General features: G+C 63.3%; 12 protein-coding genes. All 12 read left to right on the forward strand.

Going from position 1 to position 15,726, the window contains the following annotated elements; all coding sequences use genetic code 11:
* Positions 1-4 precede the first annotated feature (4 nt).
* The 12 genes from ureG (at position 5) to VFZ97_08890 (ending at position 15,713) form a co-directional block, all read left to right on the forward strand.
* Entirely contained in the window at positions 5-724 is a 720-nt protein-coding gene (gene ureG / locus VFZ97_08835) for an urease accessory protein UreG (GenBank protein HEX6393533.1), read from the forward strand.
* Positions 721-1,668, forward strand: a complete 948-nt coding sequence (locus VFZ97_08840) for an urease accessory protein UreD (GenBank protein HEX6393534.1) — start codon at positions 721-723, stop codon at positions 1,666-1,668. Before ureG ends, VFZ97_08840 begins: the two co-directional genes overlap by 4 nt.
* Before the next feature lie 207 nt (positions 1,669-1,875).
* Positions 1,876-4,656 (forward strand): LuxR C-terminal-related transcriptional regulator, encoded by a 2,781-nt coding sequence (locus tag VFZ97_08845; protein ID HEX6393535.1) that lies wholly within the window; start codon positions 1,876-1,878, stop codon positions 4,654-4,656.
* Positions 4,657-4,794: 138 nt separating this feature from the next.
* A complete protein-coding gene (locus tag VFZ97_08850) occupies positions 4,795-5,211 on the forward strand; it encodes a hypothetical protein (protein ID HEX6393536.1) in 417 nt (138 codons plus the stop codon).
* A 135-nt stretch (positions 5,212-5,346) separates the two neighbouring features.
* Positions 5,347-6,645, forward strand: coding sequence for an acyl-CoA dehydrogenase family protein (locus tag VFZ97_08855; GenBank protein HEX6393537.1), 1,299 nt, complete (start codon positions 5,347-5,349; stop codon positions 6,643-6,645).
* 3 nt (positions 6,646-6,648) lie between these two features.
* A complete protein-coding gene (locus tag VFZ97_08860) occupies positions 6,649-7,662 on the forward strand; it encodes a phosphotransferase family protein (GenBank protein HEX6393538.1) in 1,014 nt (337 codons plus the stop codon).
* Positions 7,662-8,636 (forward strand): NADPH:quinone oxidoreductase family protein, encoded by a 975-nt coding sequence (locus VFZ97_08865; protein HEX6393539.1) that lies wholly within the window; start codon positions 7,662-7,664, stop codon positions 8,634-8,636. The genes VFZ97_08860 and VFZ97_08865 overlap by 1 nt, the downstream gene beginning before the upstream one ends.
* Entirely contained in the window at positions 8,633-9,262 is a 630-nt protein-coding gene (locus VFZ97_08870; GenBank protein ID HEX6393540.1) for a TetR family transcriptional regulator, read from the forward strand. Before VFZ97_08865 ends, VFZ97_08870 begins: the two co-directional genes overlap by 4 nt.
* The gene (locus VFZ97_08875) at positions 9,259-10,008 is read left to right on the forward strand and encodes an SDR family oxidoreductase (protein HEX6393541.1); all 750 of its coding nucleotides are present in this window, start codon (positions 9,259-9,261) and stop codon (positions 10,006-10,008) included. Before VFZ97_08870 ends, VFZ97_08875 begins: the two co-directional genes overlap by 4 nt.
* 33 nt (positions 10,009-10,041) lie before the next feature.
* Entirely contained in the window at positions 10,042-10,899 is an 858-nt protein-coding gene (locus VFZ97_08880) for an SDR family NAD(P)-dependent oxidoreductase (protein HEX6393542.1), read from the forward strand.
* 295 nt (positions 10,900-11,194) lie between these two features.
* Positions 11,195-12,946 carry a S8 family serine peptidase gene (locus VFZ97_08885; GenBank protein HEX6393543.1) on the forward strand — a complete coding sequence of 584 codons (1,752 nt, stop codon included), beginning with the start codon at positions 11,195-11,197 and terminating at the stop codon, positions 12,944-12,946.
* A gap of 151 nt (positions 12,947-13,097) precedes the next feature.
* A complete protein-coding gene (locus VFZ97_08890; protein HEX6393544.1) occupies positions 13,098-15,713 on the forward strand; it encodes an EAL domain-containing protein in 2,616 nt (871 codons plus the stop codon).
* Positions 15,714-15,726: the final 13 nt, after the last annotated feature.

The raw sequence follows: 15,726 nt of genomic DNA on the forward strand, positions 1-15,726 counted from the left end.
AGAAATGCATGCTTTCGATCACACTCACGTCCACGCGCTCGACTGGGACACTGACCCGGACCTGGGACTCACCCCCGGTCGTCGCTGTGGGATCGCCCGAATCGGTATTGGGGGCCCCGTTGGTTCAGGAAAGACAGCCCTTATTGAAGCACTCGTGCCGATGCTCATCTCCGCCGGTCACACGCCGCTCGTTGTGACAAACGATATCTTCACGCGAGAAGACGCAGAGCACGTCAGATCTACTCTCGCCGGAGTACTTGCCCCGGACAGGGTGGTTGGAGTCGAAACCGGATCGTGCCCGCATGCTGCCGTTCGGGATGATCCGTCGATGAATCTTGAAGCGATACAGGAACTCGGAGCTCGGTTTCCGGACGCGGACGTCGTTCTGGTCGAGTCGGGCGGCGACAACCTTACGTTGACCTTCAGCCGGGCTTTAGCGGACTACTTCATCTTTGTGATCGACGTTGCACAAGGAGACAAGATTCCCCGGAAGCGCGGGCCAGGTGTCACCAACTCCGACCTGCTGGTGATCAACAAGATCGATCTTGCGTCGCACGTCAGATCCAACCTGGATGTCATGGCCCGAGACGCTCGAAAAGTACGCGGCGACCGACCATTCATCTTCACCAACTGCTACTCCGGGAGGGGGTTGAGAGCCGTAGTTCAACTGATCTGCCGGGTCATCGCGGACCCGGTTGTTCCACCAGAAGCGATGCGTCAATGATTGGTACCGCCCGACCCGAGAGGGACCTGGCGTGGTGCACTCCAAAGCGCGTGCCAGGGGAGGTCACATCCCTCGAGGGCTCGACGTCCGGAGGACTCGCCGTGGGTGCAGCGGGAAAGGTCGGAGTCCTTGACCTGACCTTGGCGAGCACCGGCGGGGTCACCCGAATCGAGCGACACTATCAGCGGTCGCCGTTGCACATATTCCGACCGATATACCTCGATCAAGGCCGCCCAGACATGGCCTTCATCTTCCTGCAGCAGTCGGGTGACGGACTTGTCCAAGGCGACCGTTGTCGAATCGACATCTCGTTGATGGAGGGATCAGCGGCCCACTTCGCGACCCAGTCTGCGACCACGGCATTCCCATGTCACAGCAACTATGCCAGCCAGTTGATCAATCTACGGGCCGATGCGGACGCTGTTTTCGAGTACTTGCCCGACCCGGTCATCCCTTTCAGGGCGTCGCGACTTGTTCAAAAGATGCGTGTCGTGGCGCACCCTCACTCGACTCTCATTATCGGGGAGACTGTCCTGCCGGGCCGTGTCGCGTTTGGCGAGAGCCATCAATACGATGTGTTCTGGTCGGAGACAGAAGTACTGGATCAAGATGGAAACTTGCTGTTCAGCGACCTGCTCCGCCTCCTGCCCGGCGAGACGAACCCGCATTCGCCGGCGGTCTTCGGAGCCCATGACGTTGTGGCGAGCCTTTATGTGATCACGGATCGGGTCCGCCCCGACTGCATGGTGGAAACGCTGAGGGCGACGATGTCGGGCGTGCCGGAGGTCCTCGTAGGTGTGAGCGAGCTACCAAACGGATGTGGTGCGGGTGTGAGGGTGCTCGCCCGCACGTCGAGGTCGGCCAAAGGGGCGATCAGGTCCGCCTGGGGTGCGGCGCATGAGGAAATATTGGGAACGCCCGTTCCTGACCTTCGCAAAGGATGAAGGTTGCCCGGTGAAGCCGGGATCAACACCTTACGAAAGCTCGCGGGAAGGCGGGATCCGAGGCAGAGGTTCTATGAAACAGCACGACGGCCAGTTTGTCGCGGTTGCGCGTGAAACTACGCGCCACCCACGACTATGCAGCTGGCGGATGCGAACGTGGTCGATACCCGTGACGATGGAGCTCAGCTCGGATCGAGGAGGTCGGCGATGGCGGTGGGGCTGGAGGATGACATTTCAGGGTCGCAAGGAAACCTGATCGGAAGGCAGTGCGAATCGAGAGCCCTTGGGGACCTCCTGAGCCAGCTCCCGAGTGGTGGCGCTGCGCGGATTCTGCGCGGACGGGCCGGCGCTGGCAAATCCGCCCTCCTGGCAGAGGCCAGCCACAATGCGGAGAGTCGGGGAATGCGCGCGTGGACGGTGGGCGCTGTCCGCGCCGAAATGAACATGCCGTTGGCCGGCCTACACCAGTTACTGAGGCTTCTTCTTGGGTGGGTAGATGATCTATCACGAGCGCATCGGGAGGTCCTTCTCGGAAGCTTCGGAATGGACAATGCCCCGATGCGGGACGCTCGCTCGATTGCGCTCGCGACGCTAGAGCTGTTTGCGGAGGTTTCCAGGCACACGCCGGTCCTAGTAGCAGTCGATGACGCTCACTGGCTCGACGCAGAATCGGCAGAAGTGCTCGGCTTTGTCGCTCGGAGACTCGGATCGGACCCGGTAGCGCTGTTGATGGCGGTACGAGAAGGCTACGAGACAGATCTTCTGAATTTCAACATCCCCGAGCTCTATGTCGCTGCGTTAGACGAGAAGGCGTCCTCCGCCCTCCTCGCGAGGACAGCTCCCTCGCTAAGTCCCACGCTCCAGGAACAGATCTTGGCCCTGGCCGCTGGAAATCCGTTGGTCCTCGTGGAGCTTCCGGCTACGGCAGAGTCGGCGACGTCCGTCTTCGATCGTCCCAATGAACTCGTAACTACGAAACGCCTACAGACCGCTTTCGCGGAACGATTCCTTGACCTTCCTCCGGCCACCCGGCTGATGCTCCTGGTGCGGGCACTCGACGAGGACGCCACCCTCAACGAGATCCTCGCTGCTACCGAGGTTATGGGGAAAGGCTGTGAGGCTTCTATCGACGATCTGGCCCCCGCGGTCGACGCGAGCTTGGTCGAACGGAGCGAACTTGGCATCCAGTTCCTGCACCCCTTGACGCCACCTGCAATCTACTCGGCGTCCGCGGACACCTTGCGACGCCGGGTCCACGCTGCTCTGGCGACGACCCTCGCCGATCATCCTCATCGGCGGGCATGGCATCGGGCCGCCTCCGTATCCACCCCCGACGAAACGATGGGACACGAACTCGAGGCCGCGGCGATGAGCTCCCGAGCAATGGGCCGCGCTAAATTCCGGATCGCCTCCCTGGAACGCGCCGCGAAGCTGAGTACTGATCCTGGAGTTCAACAGCGCCGACTGCTTCGCGCAGCTGAGCTCGCGCTAGATCTGGGACAGAGGAAGAGGGCCGACCGGCTGTTGAGCGGGATGGACGGATGCGGTTGCAGCCCACTTCATGACGTTCGAAGGATGCTCCTGCGAGATCTCATCGAAGTTGGTTTCGTCAGAGACGCTCAGTCCGTGGAACCACTGGTAGTCGCTGGCATAGCGGCAGGTTCGGACGGAGATCCCGCAGTGGCACTGCGGCTCCTCCGAGCCGCTGCCGAGCTCTGCTGGTGGTCGGGTCAGGGAACAGAACTGCGCGCCCGAATCTCCGAAGCCGGGCGGAGTGTGGCGCCACGGGAGGACGAGCCGGTACTCCTCTCAATCTTGGCCATGTGTCAAGTGGAGGGGAGTGACGAGGCCCTCCTTCGGATTGCGGATCGCGCCCCAGGAGCGGTTTGCGATGCCGAAGGAGCATTTTCTCTCGGCAGCGCCCTTCACTTCTCTGGATCATTCGATCGTTCGAACGCCTATCTCGCCGAGGCGATACAACAGCTGCGCTTCGCAGGGTATGCGTGGTATCTGCCTGAGGCCCTCGCGCTCCAAGCTTGGAACGGGATCTACGTACACGACCTGAACACGGCCGAATCAGCGGCTGACAAAGCTGTGGTCGCGGGGAAGGAATTCCGGCAGCCGATTTGGGAGGCGATGGGTAAGAACGTCTTGGCGATCGTTCACGCGATACGCGGGAATACAAGCGTGGCGGAGACGTACCTGGCTGAAGCTGAGAGTATCGCAGTACCGATCGGAGCCAGCGCGGTGCTCGCCGACGCCCAACTGACCCGGGCGATCATTGCGTTCTCGACTGGCAGCTACGAGGAAGCCTTCGACCATCTTGAGCGAACGTTCGACCCTAGTGATCCTGTGCATCACTACCAGCGCAGCGCCTGGCGGATCGGCGAGCTGGCTGAAGCAGCGGTGCACGCCGGACGGATTGACGAAGCGCGGGGTCATCTTCTCTCCATCAACACCAGAGAGCCGAATCAAAGCGCACCAAATCGTTTGGAGGTGGGGGTGTTGTACGCCCGGGCTCTGCTCGCCAACGACGACGAGGCGGAGGGGCTGTTCGAGGCGGCCCTTGATCGGGACCTTAGGTCCTGGCCGGCCTACCGGGCTCGACTTCTTCTCCACTACGGGATGTGGCTTCGCCGGCAACGCAAGATCAGCCTGGCTCGAATGCCCCTGCGTGCAGCTCGGGACTCGCTCACCGCACTCGGTGCGTGCGTGTGGGTGGAACGGGCTCGGCAAGAGCTTCGGGCCTCCCGGGAGAAGCAGCACTCCGGGCCAGAATCTCGGTTCGTGCTTACCGAGCAGGAGCTTCAGATCGCCAAAATGGCCGCCCAAGGCCTATCGAACCGCGAGATCGGGCAACAGCTCTACATATCGCCAAGGACGGTAGGTTGCCACCTGTATCGGATCTTCCCGAAGCTTGGTGTCGCTTCACGCACCCAACTCTCTACGGTTCTCGACGACCGCGAATCAGCCGCCATTGCTTCGTGAGGCGTCCGCGGTTCCCCTCCGAATCACTTGCCTGTAACGGTTGTGCTTAGTCATTCTGCTGATGCGGCGCAAAGGCGAGTTCTCCCACCATGAGTGTCAGCGGACAAGGGGTCCGCTGAACAAGGAGACATCACACCAATGAGTACTAAATATCTGACGAGCGCGCCTATCGCGATACTCGCTGGATTTCTGATCGTCGTCAGCCAAGCCTTCCACCCCCACGTGCTCGGTTGGGTCGCCGTCGGAGTAGCGATCGGAATAGTCGCGGTCGTTGCGCTCGGTCAACTCGATCCCACGCGCGGGGGTGTACAGCGAGCCCTAGACGGAGCAACAGCTGTCACCGGCGGGCTTCTGATCGCCTTCGGCGTCGCTGCTTCCGGCTCTGCCCTGAAGTGGCTGACCTTCGGCCTTTCCCTGGGAATCGTGGGCGTGGCATTCGCCGCTCTCACCCTTCACGAAGTGTCGACCTGGCGGGCTGAGAACCGGCTCTCCAACCTTCATTGGCTGACCGGCACCGGAATTGAGGCTGGTTCGCCGCAGTCCCGGGCCGCATGATCGCCTGAGGCGCTGACCCTCGAAGCCGGGCGGGACGAACGATTCCCGCCCGGCCGAGCCTCCGGTTGACGGAGTCGAGCCACGGGGATTACGGTGTGATCGACCTGTTATCCATGCCGGGATTGGGGGCCTGAGCTGGCCTGGGACTTCGAGACCGAACCAGAGTTCGAAGAAAAGCTCGAGTGGATGCGCGCCTTCGTCGACTCGGAGGTCGTTCCTCTGGAGCCAATACTCGACCAGATCCCGCAGTCCGAGTGGGCACTGGTACAGCGTTACCTGCAGGAACAGGTCCGAGCTCAGGGGCTTTGGGGCGCGTTTCTTGACCCGAAGCTGGGAGGACCGGGGTTCGGGCAACTGAAGCTGGCTCTTATGTCAGAAATCATCGGCAGGTCCATGATCTCGATGACCCTGTTCGGGGTTCAGGCCCCGGACAGCGGCAACATGGAACTGCTGGCCCACGGGGCCACCGAGGAGCAGAAGGAACGCTGGCTCTGGCCCAATTTCCGCGGTGAGATCTCGAGCGCGTTCGCACTCACCGAGCCGTTCCACGCCGGCGCTGATCCGACGGTGATCGGCACGACCGCCGTCAAGGACGGGGACGAGTGGGTCATCAACGGCCACAAGTGGTTCATCACCAATGCCTCGGTGGCGGACATTGTCCTCGTCTTCGCCGAGACCAACCCCGACGGGCGCCCGCATCGCCACGCATCTGTGTTCGTAGTTCCGGCCGGGACCGGCGGGATGGAGGTCACTCGCGACATCGGCACCATGGCGCACCCGAGTGTGGAATACGGGCAGTACGGCAACCACGCCGAGATCGTCTTTCGCGACTGTCGTGTACCTGGCGATCATCTAGTCGGCCGGCCGGGCGACGGCTTTGTCCTTGCCCAACAACGACTCGGCGGCGGGCGTATTCACCACGCCATGCGATGGCTGGGGCAGGCCCAAAGGGCGCTCGACATCCTTTGTGAGCGTGCGGTGTCGAGAGAGTCGCACGGAGCTTTGCTGGCTCAACATCAGATGGTGCAGGACTACGTCGCCCTCTCCCACATGGAGATACAGGCCGCCCGGCTGCTCACCTTCCAAACAGCGTGGAAGATGGACCGCCACGGGGCAGCGGCGGTGCGCGCCGATCTCGGAATGATCAAGGCGCACGTGTCGAAGGTCGTGCTCTCCGTTCTCGACCGCACGATCCAGGTCTGCGGAGCTCTCGGATACTCGAGCGACCTTCCGGTCGAGGCCTGGTACCGCTCGACTCGGTTCGGGCCTATCGGCGACGGTCCCGACGAGCTGCACAAGTCGGTGCTCGCCCGGACGATCCTGAAGGGTTACAAACCGGTCGAGGGCTGGCCCACCGAGCACATACCGAGCCGGCGACCTGCCGCCCAGGCCAACTGGGAACGGCTGCGGGCGGCGGCGGGAGTGTCGAGCTAACCCGTGGATTCGACCGCGCTGGCGCGATTCCTCGACGAAGCGATCGGTGATTCTGTGCCGATCGACGTCCGACCGATGGCGGGAGGTGGGTCGTGCGAGATCTTCGCAGTAGATCGAGGCGAAAACCGCTGGGTGCTTCGCCGCGCGCCGCGTCACTCGAGCTCGGCCACTGCTCACGACGTACTCCGTGAGTTCCGAATCCTCGACGCGATCAAAGACTCACGCGTGCCGATTGCGAGACCCGTGCTGTCCTGCGGCAACCCCGACGTCTTCGGGGCCCCTTTCTACGTGATGGCACGCACCGACGGACTGCCGGTGCGCTCGAGCATCCCTCCGGCATGGGCTGACGTCCCCGAGACTCACGGGCGGGCCCTCGAGGAGATGATCGACGCCCTCGCAGCGATCCATGCGCTCGACTGGCGAGACCACGGCCTCGCCGACCTGTCTCCCAAGCCGAACTACCTGGCGAACCAGATCGAACGATGGATGAAGCAGTTGGACTCCTACGTCGGCAGGCACCTTCCGCCGGCTCACGCCGCCGCCGATTGGCTCATGAGCCACCGGCCGCAGCACCATGATCTCACCCTCTGCCACGGGGACTACAAACTCGACAACCTCTTGTTCGACGCCGCGCCACCACCAAGGCTGCTGGCTGTAGTCGACTGGGAAATGGCGGCTATCGGCGATCCTCTCGTCGACCTGGCGTGGACGCTGATATTTCACCCCGGACCCGAAGGGACCATGCCGCTGGGCCGAGCAAAGGAGCCTTCCTTTAAGCCCGACGGCCTGCCAGACCGGCGAAAGTTGATCGAGCGCTACGCCAGTGCAACCGGCAGGGATACCGGAGCTATGCCGTGGTACGACGTCTTCGCGCGATGGAAGCTGGCAATCGTCCTCGAGGGCAGCTACGCGAAATACCTGCGAGGGCTGTCCGACAAGCCGATCCACGAGTTCTTCGGATCTCAGGTGGATCTGCTTCTTTCCAGCGCGGGCGACATCATCGAAGCGATGGCGTGATGCGCGCGTGGCAGGTGTCCGGCGCGGGCGAGCCGGCGGACGTTCTCCGCATGGTCGAGCTTCCCGAACCTGAGCCCGGCCCCGGGCAGATCCGGATCCGGGTCACCGCCGCAGGGATAGGTCTGCCAGACGTTCTCATGTGCCGTCACACCTATCCACTGACTCCCGCAACCGACTTCACGCCCGGGCAAGAGGCGACCGGCGTCGTCACCGCCGCCGGCGCCGACGTCGAGTGGCAACGTGGCACCTCAGTTATGGGAGTTACCAGCTTCATCGATGGCCACGGGTCCTTCGCCGAGGAGTGCCTGTTGGTAGCCGACTCTGCGTTCCCGGTGCCGAACGGGTTGACCGATGCGCAGGCAGCCGGATTCTGGATCCCGCACTTGACCGCTTGGGCCGGGCTCGTGGATCGCGGTCGGGTGGAAGCGGGTGAGTGGCTCGCAGTGCTCGGGGCCGCGGGTGGCAGCGGTATCGCGGCCGTGCAGCTGGGCCGAGCTTTAGGCGCAAGGGTGATCGCGGTCGTGAGCGACGATGCTCGTGCCGAGTTCGCTAGTCGATTGGGGGCGGAGCACGTGGCCTTACTGGGTCCCGACCTCGCCGCCCGGCTGAGGGAGATCACCGGTGGTCAAGGCGTCGACCTGCTCTATGACCCGGTCGGCGGGACCGCGGCAGAGGAGGCGTGGAGTGCTTTGGGGCGTCATGGCCGGCTGCTTGCTGTTGGCTTCGCCAGCGGCTCGTGGCCTCGCATCGAGACTCACAACTTGGTCGTGACAAATACCTCGCTGGTCGGGGTGTTCGCCGGCGGCTACTCACGCCCGGAACTCGACTCGATTCATCGATCTCTCTCCGACCTCGTCGTAAGCGGCGGTTTGCGCAACGCGGTCACCGAAGAGGTGGCGTTCGATCAACTTCCCGCCGCCGTCCAGCGACTAGCGGACCGAGCCGTCATCGGAAAGCTGGTGATGATCCCGTGAAACCCAAGTCGACCGACCTGGGGCTCGACGCTGAGGAGATCGTCACCGCTGCAGTCGAGATCTTCCGTGAATCCGGGCTCGAGGCGGTGAGCATGCGCAGCGTTTCCAGCCGGCTTGGTGTCTCCCCGGTCCCCCTGTACAGCCGGGTGGGGAACAAGGAGGCCTTGGTCGAGGCGATCGCCGACCGGTTGCTGGGAAATCCGGCGCCGACGTTGCGGGAAGGCGAGGACTGGCCGGCCTACACGGTCCGCTGGGCGCGGGCGATGCGCAACCGGCTGCGCCTCGCCCGTGACAGCCGCCTCATGGTCCCACCGGACCGAGCCGCGTACCTCGAAGCGTCGCGTCCGCTCGTCGAAGCGCTAAAGCGAGACGGCATGACCGACGACGGTGCCGTGCAGGCCTGCCGTCTCGTCATGTGGGCGACGGTCGGGTTCGCGACCGTCGAGTCCGGCGCATCCCCGCGAGAACGTCCCCGGCGCCGCAAGCAAACTGCAAGGGCAGGGGGAGACCCCGGTGGCGTGGACCGACGGGAGGTCGACGCGCTCTTCGACATCCACCTTCGGTATCTGATCGACGGCATCCGGAGAGACCAGACAGACCGGACAGACCGAAAGCGGACCCGATGACCGTTCCCGACCTCAGAGCAGATGGCAAGGTGGTGGTCGTTACCGGCGCCAGCAGGGGGCTGGGCCGGGCGATGGCCTTGGGTTTCGGTGAGGCGGGTGCGAGCGTTGTCGTGTCCAGCCGCAAGCAGGACCAGTGTGACGAGGTGGCGGCCGCGATAAAAGATCTGGGAGCTCAGGCAATCTCCGTACCCTGTCACGTCGGCGACTGGGAGCAGTGCGAAGCGCTGATAGAAGCGACGGTCGAAGAGTTCGGGCGCATCGACGTGTTGGTCAACAATGCCGGCATCGCGCCGGTTCCGCCTTCGTTTTCAGAGATCACCTCCGAGCTTTTCGACAAGACGATCGCCGTGAACCTCAAGGGTCCGTTGCGCTTGACCGCACTGGCTGCGGACCGGATGGAAGCCGGCGGTTCAATAGTGAACATCAGCTCCAAGGCGGCCTTGTACCCGAGCACCTTCACTGCCGTTTACGCCGCAGCAAAGGCGGGGCTCAACGCGCTCACCAAAGCTGCAGCGCAGGAGCTCGGCCCACGCGGAATTCGGGTCAACGCGATCGTCTGCGGGACCTTCCACACCGACAGCTTCCACGTGTCAATGCCGACGGCGGAGATGCAAGAGAACATGGCGTCTCGGGTCGCTCTCCGGCGGGTCGCGGAGGCGGACGAGATCGTGGGCACCGCGCTGTTCCTCGCCAGTCCGGCGTCGTCCTACCTGACCGGCGAGCTGATCGTGCTGGACGGAGGATAAACGAGTGATTCGATCCAACGAGAGGAGCCCGAAGTGAATCAGCCGTCCGGTGGGGGAGTTATCGGACCAGGCCGCGTCGCTGTCGTTACCGGAGCCGCCAGCGGGATCGGCCGAGCTCTGGCCGAGCTGCTGGCAACCGAGGGTTCATCGGTGGTTGTTGCGGACATTGACGCCGATGGTGCCGAAACGGTGGCGGATGCCATCCGCAAGGCGGACGGTTCCGCGTTGGCTGTTCAAGCCGACGTCTCCGACCCCCGCTCGGTCGATGCCCTCGCGGGCACGGCAGCCGAGCAATTTGGTGGCGTCGATTTGCTGTGCAACAACGCCGGGGTTTCGACCTTCAACCTCATTCAGGACCAGACCCTCGAGGACTGGAGCTGGGTGCTGAGCGTCAACCTGTGGGGGGTCATCCACGGCATTCACAGCTTCCTTCCGATCATGAGCCGGCAGGGTCGGCCCGGGCACATCGTCAACACGGCATCGGTCGCCGGCCTGCTGAGCGGTGTGCCGTTCATAGGCCCGTATTCCGCGACCAAGGTTGCCGTTGTGTCGATCTCGGAGACCCTGAGCCAGGAGTTGGTGTTGGCCGGCATTCCGATCGGGGTGAGTGTGCTCTGTCCAAGCGCCACCGAGAGCCGGGTCATGGAGTCAGAGCGGAACCGGCCGTCGGCGTTAGGGACCGAGACCCGGACGGAGATGGCCGAATCGGTCCGCGTCGCGATCCGCGATTCGTTCACCGGGCCCGACGGCCAGCATCCGTCGCAGGTCGCACGCCGAGTGGTCGAAGCGGTTCGCGCCGGCGAGTTCTGGATCATCACCCACCCGACCGAACGGCCTCTGGTGGAGACCCGATTCGCCGGCATCTTGTCCGGCTACCCGGCTCCTAGCTGACCGACAGCTTCGAGGGAGTCGAGGGTGGCGCTGGGACGCCCTTCGCGCCATAGAGGAAGTACTCAGCGAATCAGATTGATGATCTCCGGCCCGATAAGCGGATAAATCCGCTGCTCACGGCTAGCTCTAAATGACTAGATAAGACGGAGCATCCGATTGATTAACTAAAAGAGGATTGCGCAGAAATAGACGAATCCTTCTCGACAGAGAGAGGTTATTCGGCCACTCTGTGCGAGTCCGTTAGACACAAATGCATTGGGGCAGGGGTGCCATGAAAGGTTTTAGGGGTAGGGGCGTGGGCTGGCAGCGCAGACGGTTCGGGCTGTCGTGGACTTTGAAGCTCGGCGTCGTGGTTGGAGTGGGCGCAGCTGGTCTGGCGACTCTTCCACCAGCATTCGCTGACACGGGTGCCACGGCCAGTGGCGCTGACGAGTCGGTGATCGTGGAGTTCGGGCCGAATGCCGGTAACGCTCTTGACCTGATTCACGGAGTCGCGCGCGGCGCCTCCGTAACCCAGGTCTTCGACAGCATTCCCGCCGTGGCTATCAAGGCTCGCAAAGGCCTCGTCGATGCTTTGCAGGCGGCCGGCGCGTCTGTAATTCCGGACGAGCCGGTCAACTTCCAGAGCAAGAGCGGTGCCACGAGCTGTCCTTCTTTCTCTGGGACATCGTCGCCGAGCGGAATCTTTTCCCAGGACACAGGCGCCAACCTTTTGGCTGCGCAGGGCGATACCGGCCAAGGCGTCACGGTCGCCGTGCTCGATACGGGCATCGATGGTGCGTTGCCCGACTTCGCCGGGCGACTTGTCGGCGGGGTTGACCTAACCCCGGGCAACTCCCCTTTCACCGATGAGTTCGGGCACGGGACGTTTGTCGCCGGACTGGTTGCCGGCAACGGTGCATCTTCGAACGGCCAGTATCCCGGAGAAGCTCCGGGGGCAAACCTGGTCTCGATCAAGGTCGCCGGAGCCGATGGCCAGACCAGCATCTCGACCGTCGTATCTGGGATCCAGTGGGCGATCAAGAACCAAAAGAAGTACGGGATCAACATCCTTAATCTTTCGCTCGGAGCCGTGCCCACGGGACCGACTGCCACTGAGCCGATGGACCAGGCGATCGAGCAAGCGTGGCAGTCCGGCATAACGGTGGTTGTCGCCGCCGGAAACTCAGGACCCTCGGCAGGGACGATCACCAGTCCAGGGGACGATCCGCTCGCCATCACTGCGGGTGCTTACGCGGATAACAACTCGCCTTCGCCTTCCGATTGGTATGCCTGCCCGTTCTCGTCGGTCGGCCCGTCCCTGTACGACGGGTGGCTCAAGCCCGACCTGGTGGCCCCCGGCCGTTCGGTGATCAGCTTGCTAGCTCCCGGGTCCACGATCGCCCAGGACTTCCCGCACGCACACGTCGGTACCGGGAACTTCGTTGGCTCGGGGACTTCGTTCTCGGCCGGGATCACGTCAGGAGCCGCAGCGTTGGTGCTTGCCCGCAACCCGGGGATCAGCCCGGACCAGGTCAAGGGGCGCCTCTTGGGCAACGCGATGCCGGGCGAGACCCAGGCTCCGTTGATTGAAGGGCACGGATTCCTGAACGCCTACTACGCGGCCATCAGCCCGAGCCTGACGTACAGCCAAACCGCTGCAGCCGCGGCGGAGACGAGCAATCCACCTAGCACAATCAACCTCGGAACAAGCTGGTCGCCGTCAAGCTGGAATCAGGCGAACTGGACCGGTTCGTCGTGGACGGGGGCTGCTTGGAATGGCTCCTCATGGACCGGGGCCACGTGGAATGGCTCCTCCTGGACAGGATCCAGCTGGACCGGATCGTCGTGGACTGGTTCTTCGTGGACCGGATCTGCGTGGACCGGCTCCGCTTGGACGGGCTCTGCCTGGACCGGCTCGGCGTGGACAGGGTCGTCGTGGACAGGGTCCTCGTGGACTGGGTCGTCGTGGACTGGGTCGTCGTGGACTGGTTCTTCGTGGACAGGGTCGTCGTGGACGGGGTCGTCGTGGACAGGATCGTCATGGACCGACTTCCTGTGGACCTGAGCGGCCAGCCAGGCGAGCCGGCGGGATGCGTAACCCAGTAACGCCGGCCGAGTCCGGCCGCGGGCCCGCCTGGGACTCCGCGGCAGTTCCCACTCGAGACCTTTCGGTCGGCCGATTCTCGACGAAAAGCCCCGAAGACTCTGGGCGTCGGGTGAAGCCCACTAAGGATCCGTCACTCCACCGTGTGTGGATTCTCTCCACTCTGCTGGCCGGGGTCGCCGTCTCGATGGGGTTCGCCGCCGCAAGGCAGCCCGCGGCGGCGCATCCTCCGTTCCACGTTGCGTGGTGGGCCTTCGTGCCGGCAGTCATGGCTGCCGAAGGTCTCATGTTCCATGTCGAGCGAAAGGCGCAGACGCACTCATTCAATTTGAGCGAGATACCGCTCGTCGTCGGATTCTTCTTCGCTTCTCCGTGGGGTTTGATCGCTGGGCGGCTGGTAGGACATCTTGCCTACCGCGTCTTTGTCCGTCGTCAAGCCGTGGTCAAGGCGACGTTCAACCTGGCGTGCTTCGCCGCGGAGAGCGCCGCAGCGATCTTCGTTTTTCGGGTCATTGGTGCCTCGTCCAACCCGCTATCTGCACGCTCGTGGGCAGCGATTCTCGTTGCGGTCACAGTCGGAGACTTCATCAGCATGGCCTCCGTTTCGGCGGTGATCAGGTGGACCGGCGGCGACCCGGATATCAGCTCGGTTCTGGTCACCGGGATACTCACTGCCGGTGTGAACACAGGTCTTTCGATTGTGACCGTGATCGTGCTGTGGACCAGTCCCTGGGCGTTAGTGATCGTGTCCTTGTTGATCATCAGCTTCGCGGTGATCTATAGGCGTCATCTGGCGCTCAAGCAGCGGCACTCGAGCCTGCAGCGGATCTACGGGTTCAGTCAGCTGATCGGCGCGTCGCTCAAGGCGCGAGCGGTGACCGAAGAGGTTCTTGCAGAAGCCCGTAAGCTGCTTCGGGCGGCTGTCGCCGAGATCGTCTTGCTTGATGACCGAAGTGGCAAGTGCAGCTATCGGCTGAGCAGCCGCGAGGGATCGCTCTCCGACGATCACAGTGAAGCCTTAGTCCCGAAGCTCGAAGGTGAGCCGGTGTGGCGGCGAGTGGTGGACGAACAGATCCCGGTCGCTATTCCTCGTGGAAGCCGTGACCCGGGCCACTTGTCGTACCTGGCTCGGGTGCGCGTCGCGGACTGTATGGTCGCTCCTCTGGTGTCAGAGGGCAAGGTCGTCGGCACGATCATGGTTGCGGACCGGATGAGCAACGTCACGACGTTCGACGATAGCGACCTCCAGATCTTCGCCACCGTCGCGAACCATGCGAGCGTCGCCTTCGAGAATGGCCGCCTCGTGGATCAGCTTCGCAAAGAGGCCGCCGATCGACAGCATGAGGCCCTTCACGACTCTCTCACCGGATTGCCGAACCGGATGCTCTTCGCGCAGCGGCTGAGCGACCTCGCCGCGTCCGCCCGCTCGGAGGGCGAGGGTGTGGCCAGCGTCATGCTTATCGACCTCGACCGCTTCAAAGAGGTCAACGACACACTGGGGCACCACAACGGGGACATCCTGCTCCAGCACGTGGCCCGTCGGCTGGGCACGGCGTTGCGCAGCTGTGACACCGTGGCTCGGCTCGGGGGTGACGAGTTCGCAATCTTGCTCCCTGAACAAGGTGATGCCGAGGAAGTGGTGCGGGTGGCGCAACGGATCGTCGAATTGCTCCACGAGCCGTTCCAACTGGAAGGTCTCGCTGTTGCCGTAGGTGCGAGCATCGGCGTTGCCATGTTCCCTGAGCACGGCGACGACGCCACCGTCCTTCTGCAAAGAGCCGACGTGGCGATGTACGAAGCAAAGGGTGGCGACACCCGCGTCGTGATGTACTCGCCCGAGCGTGACGAGAACAGCCGTGCCCGCTTGACGATGGCCACCGAGCTTCGCCAGGCGATCGCAGAGGACCAGCTAGAGGTGTTCTATCAGCCGAAAGCCCGGGTGCGAGATGGTCTGATCACAGGTGCCGAGGCGTTGGTCCGGTGGCGCCATCCTGAGCGCGGGCTGTTAAGCCCAGCGGAATTCATCAACGTTTCCGAGCAGACCGGTCTGATAACGCCGCTCACCATGTTCGTGCTCAAAACGGCCCTTAAGAAGTGCCACGAGTGGAACGCCGCCGGGCGCGACATCGGCATTTCTGTCAACCTCGCGGTTCGCAGCTTGCTGGACCTTGAGCTGCCGAACCAGATCGAGTCCATCCTGCATGAGATTGGAATTCCCAGTCACCGTCTCACGCTCGAGATCACCGAGTCCAGCGTCATGGCCGACCCGCCCAGGACGATCAGCGTGCTGGATCGATTGGCTCGCGCCGGCATCAAGCTGTCCGTCGATGACTTCGGGACCGGCTATTCGTCACTGTCGTACCTGCGGCGGCTGCCGGTGAACGAGGTGAAGATCGACCGGTCGTTCATTTTGCGCGTCGCATCCGACCCGAGTGATGCAGCGATCGTTCGTTCCATAATCGAGCTCAGCCACAATCTCGGCCTGGGAACTGTGGCGGAAGGCGTAGAAGACCGCGTTTCGTGGGACCGGCTCCGGGAAATGGGCTGTGACGAAGTCCAGGGTTACTTTCTAGCCAGACCGCTGACCGCCGAGAACATGAGCGCCTGGCTCGACACTTTCAACGACGACGCGGTTCTTCCGCCCCTGCGGCTCCTTCCAGACCCTCAACGGGCGGGTAAATCACCTGACGAGGCGACCGCTCTGATCCGCGGCGGGAAGGCCGGATAGCACCGCGCAGCGT

It is taken from the genome of Acidimicrobiales bacterium (assembly GCA_036378675.1).
Taxonomy (GTDB): domain Bacteria; phylum Actinomycetota; class Acidimicrobiia; order Acidimicrobiales; family Palsa-688; genus DASUWA01.

Bases quoted from the DNA above. Each gene is read 5' to 3' on its own strand.
- VFZ97_08845 (HEX6393535.1), top strand. From the start codon at position 1,876: ATGGCGGTGGGGCTGGAGGATGACATTTCAGGGTCGCAAGGAAACCTG.
- VFZ97_08840 (HEX6393534.1), top strand. From the start codon at position 721: ATGATTGGTACCGCCCGACCCGAGAGGGACCTGGCGTGGTGCACTCCA.
- ureG (HEX6393533.1), top strand. From the start codon at position 5: ATGCATGCTTTCGATCACACTCACGTCCACGCGCTCGACTGGGACACT.
- VFZ97_08865 (HEX6393539.1), top strand. From the start codon at position 7,662: ATGCGCGCGTGGCAGGTGTCCGGCGCGGGCGAGCCGGCGGACGTTCTC.
- VFZ97_08875 (HEX6393541.1), top strand. From the start codon at position 9,259: ATGACCGTTCCCGACCTCAGAGCAGATGGCAAGGTGGTGGTCGTTACC.
- VFZ97_08850 (HEX6393536.1), top strand. From the start codon at position 4,795: ATGAGTACTAAATATCTGACGAGCGCGCCTATCGCGATACTCGCTGGA.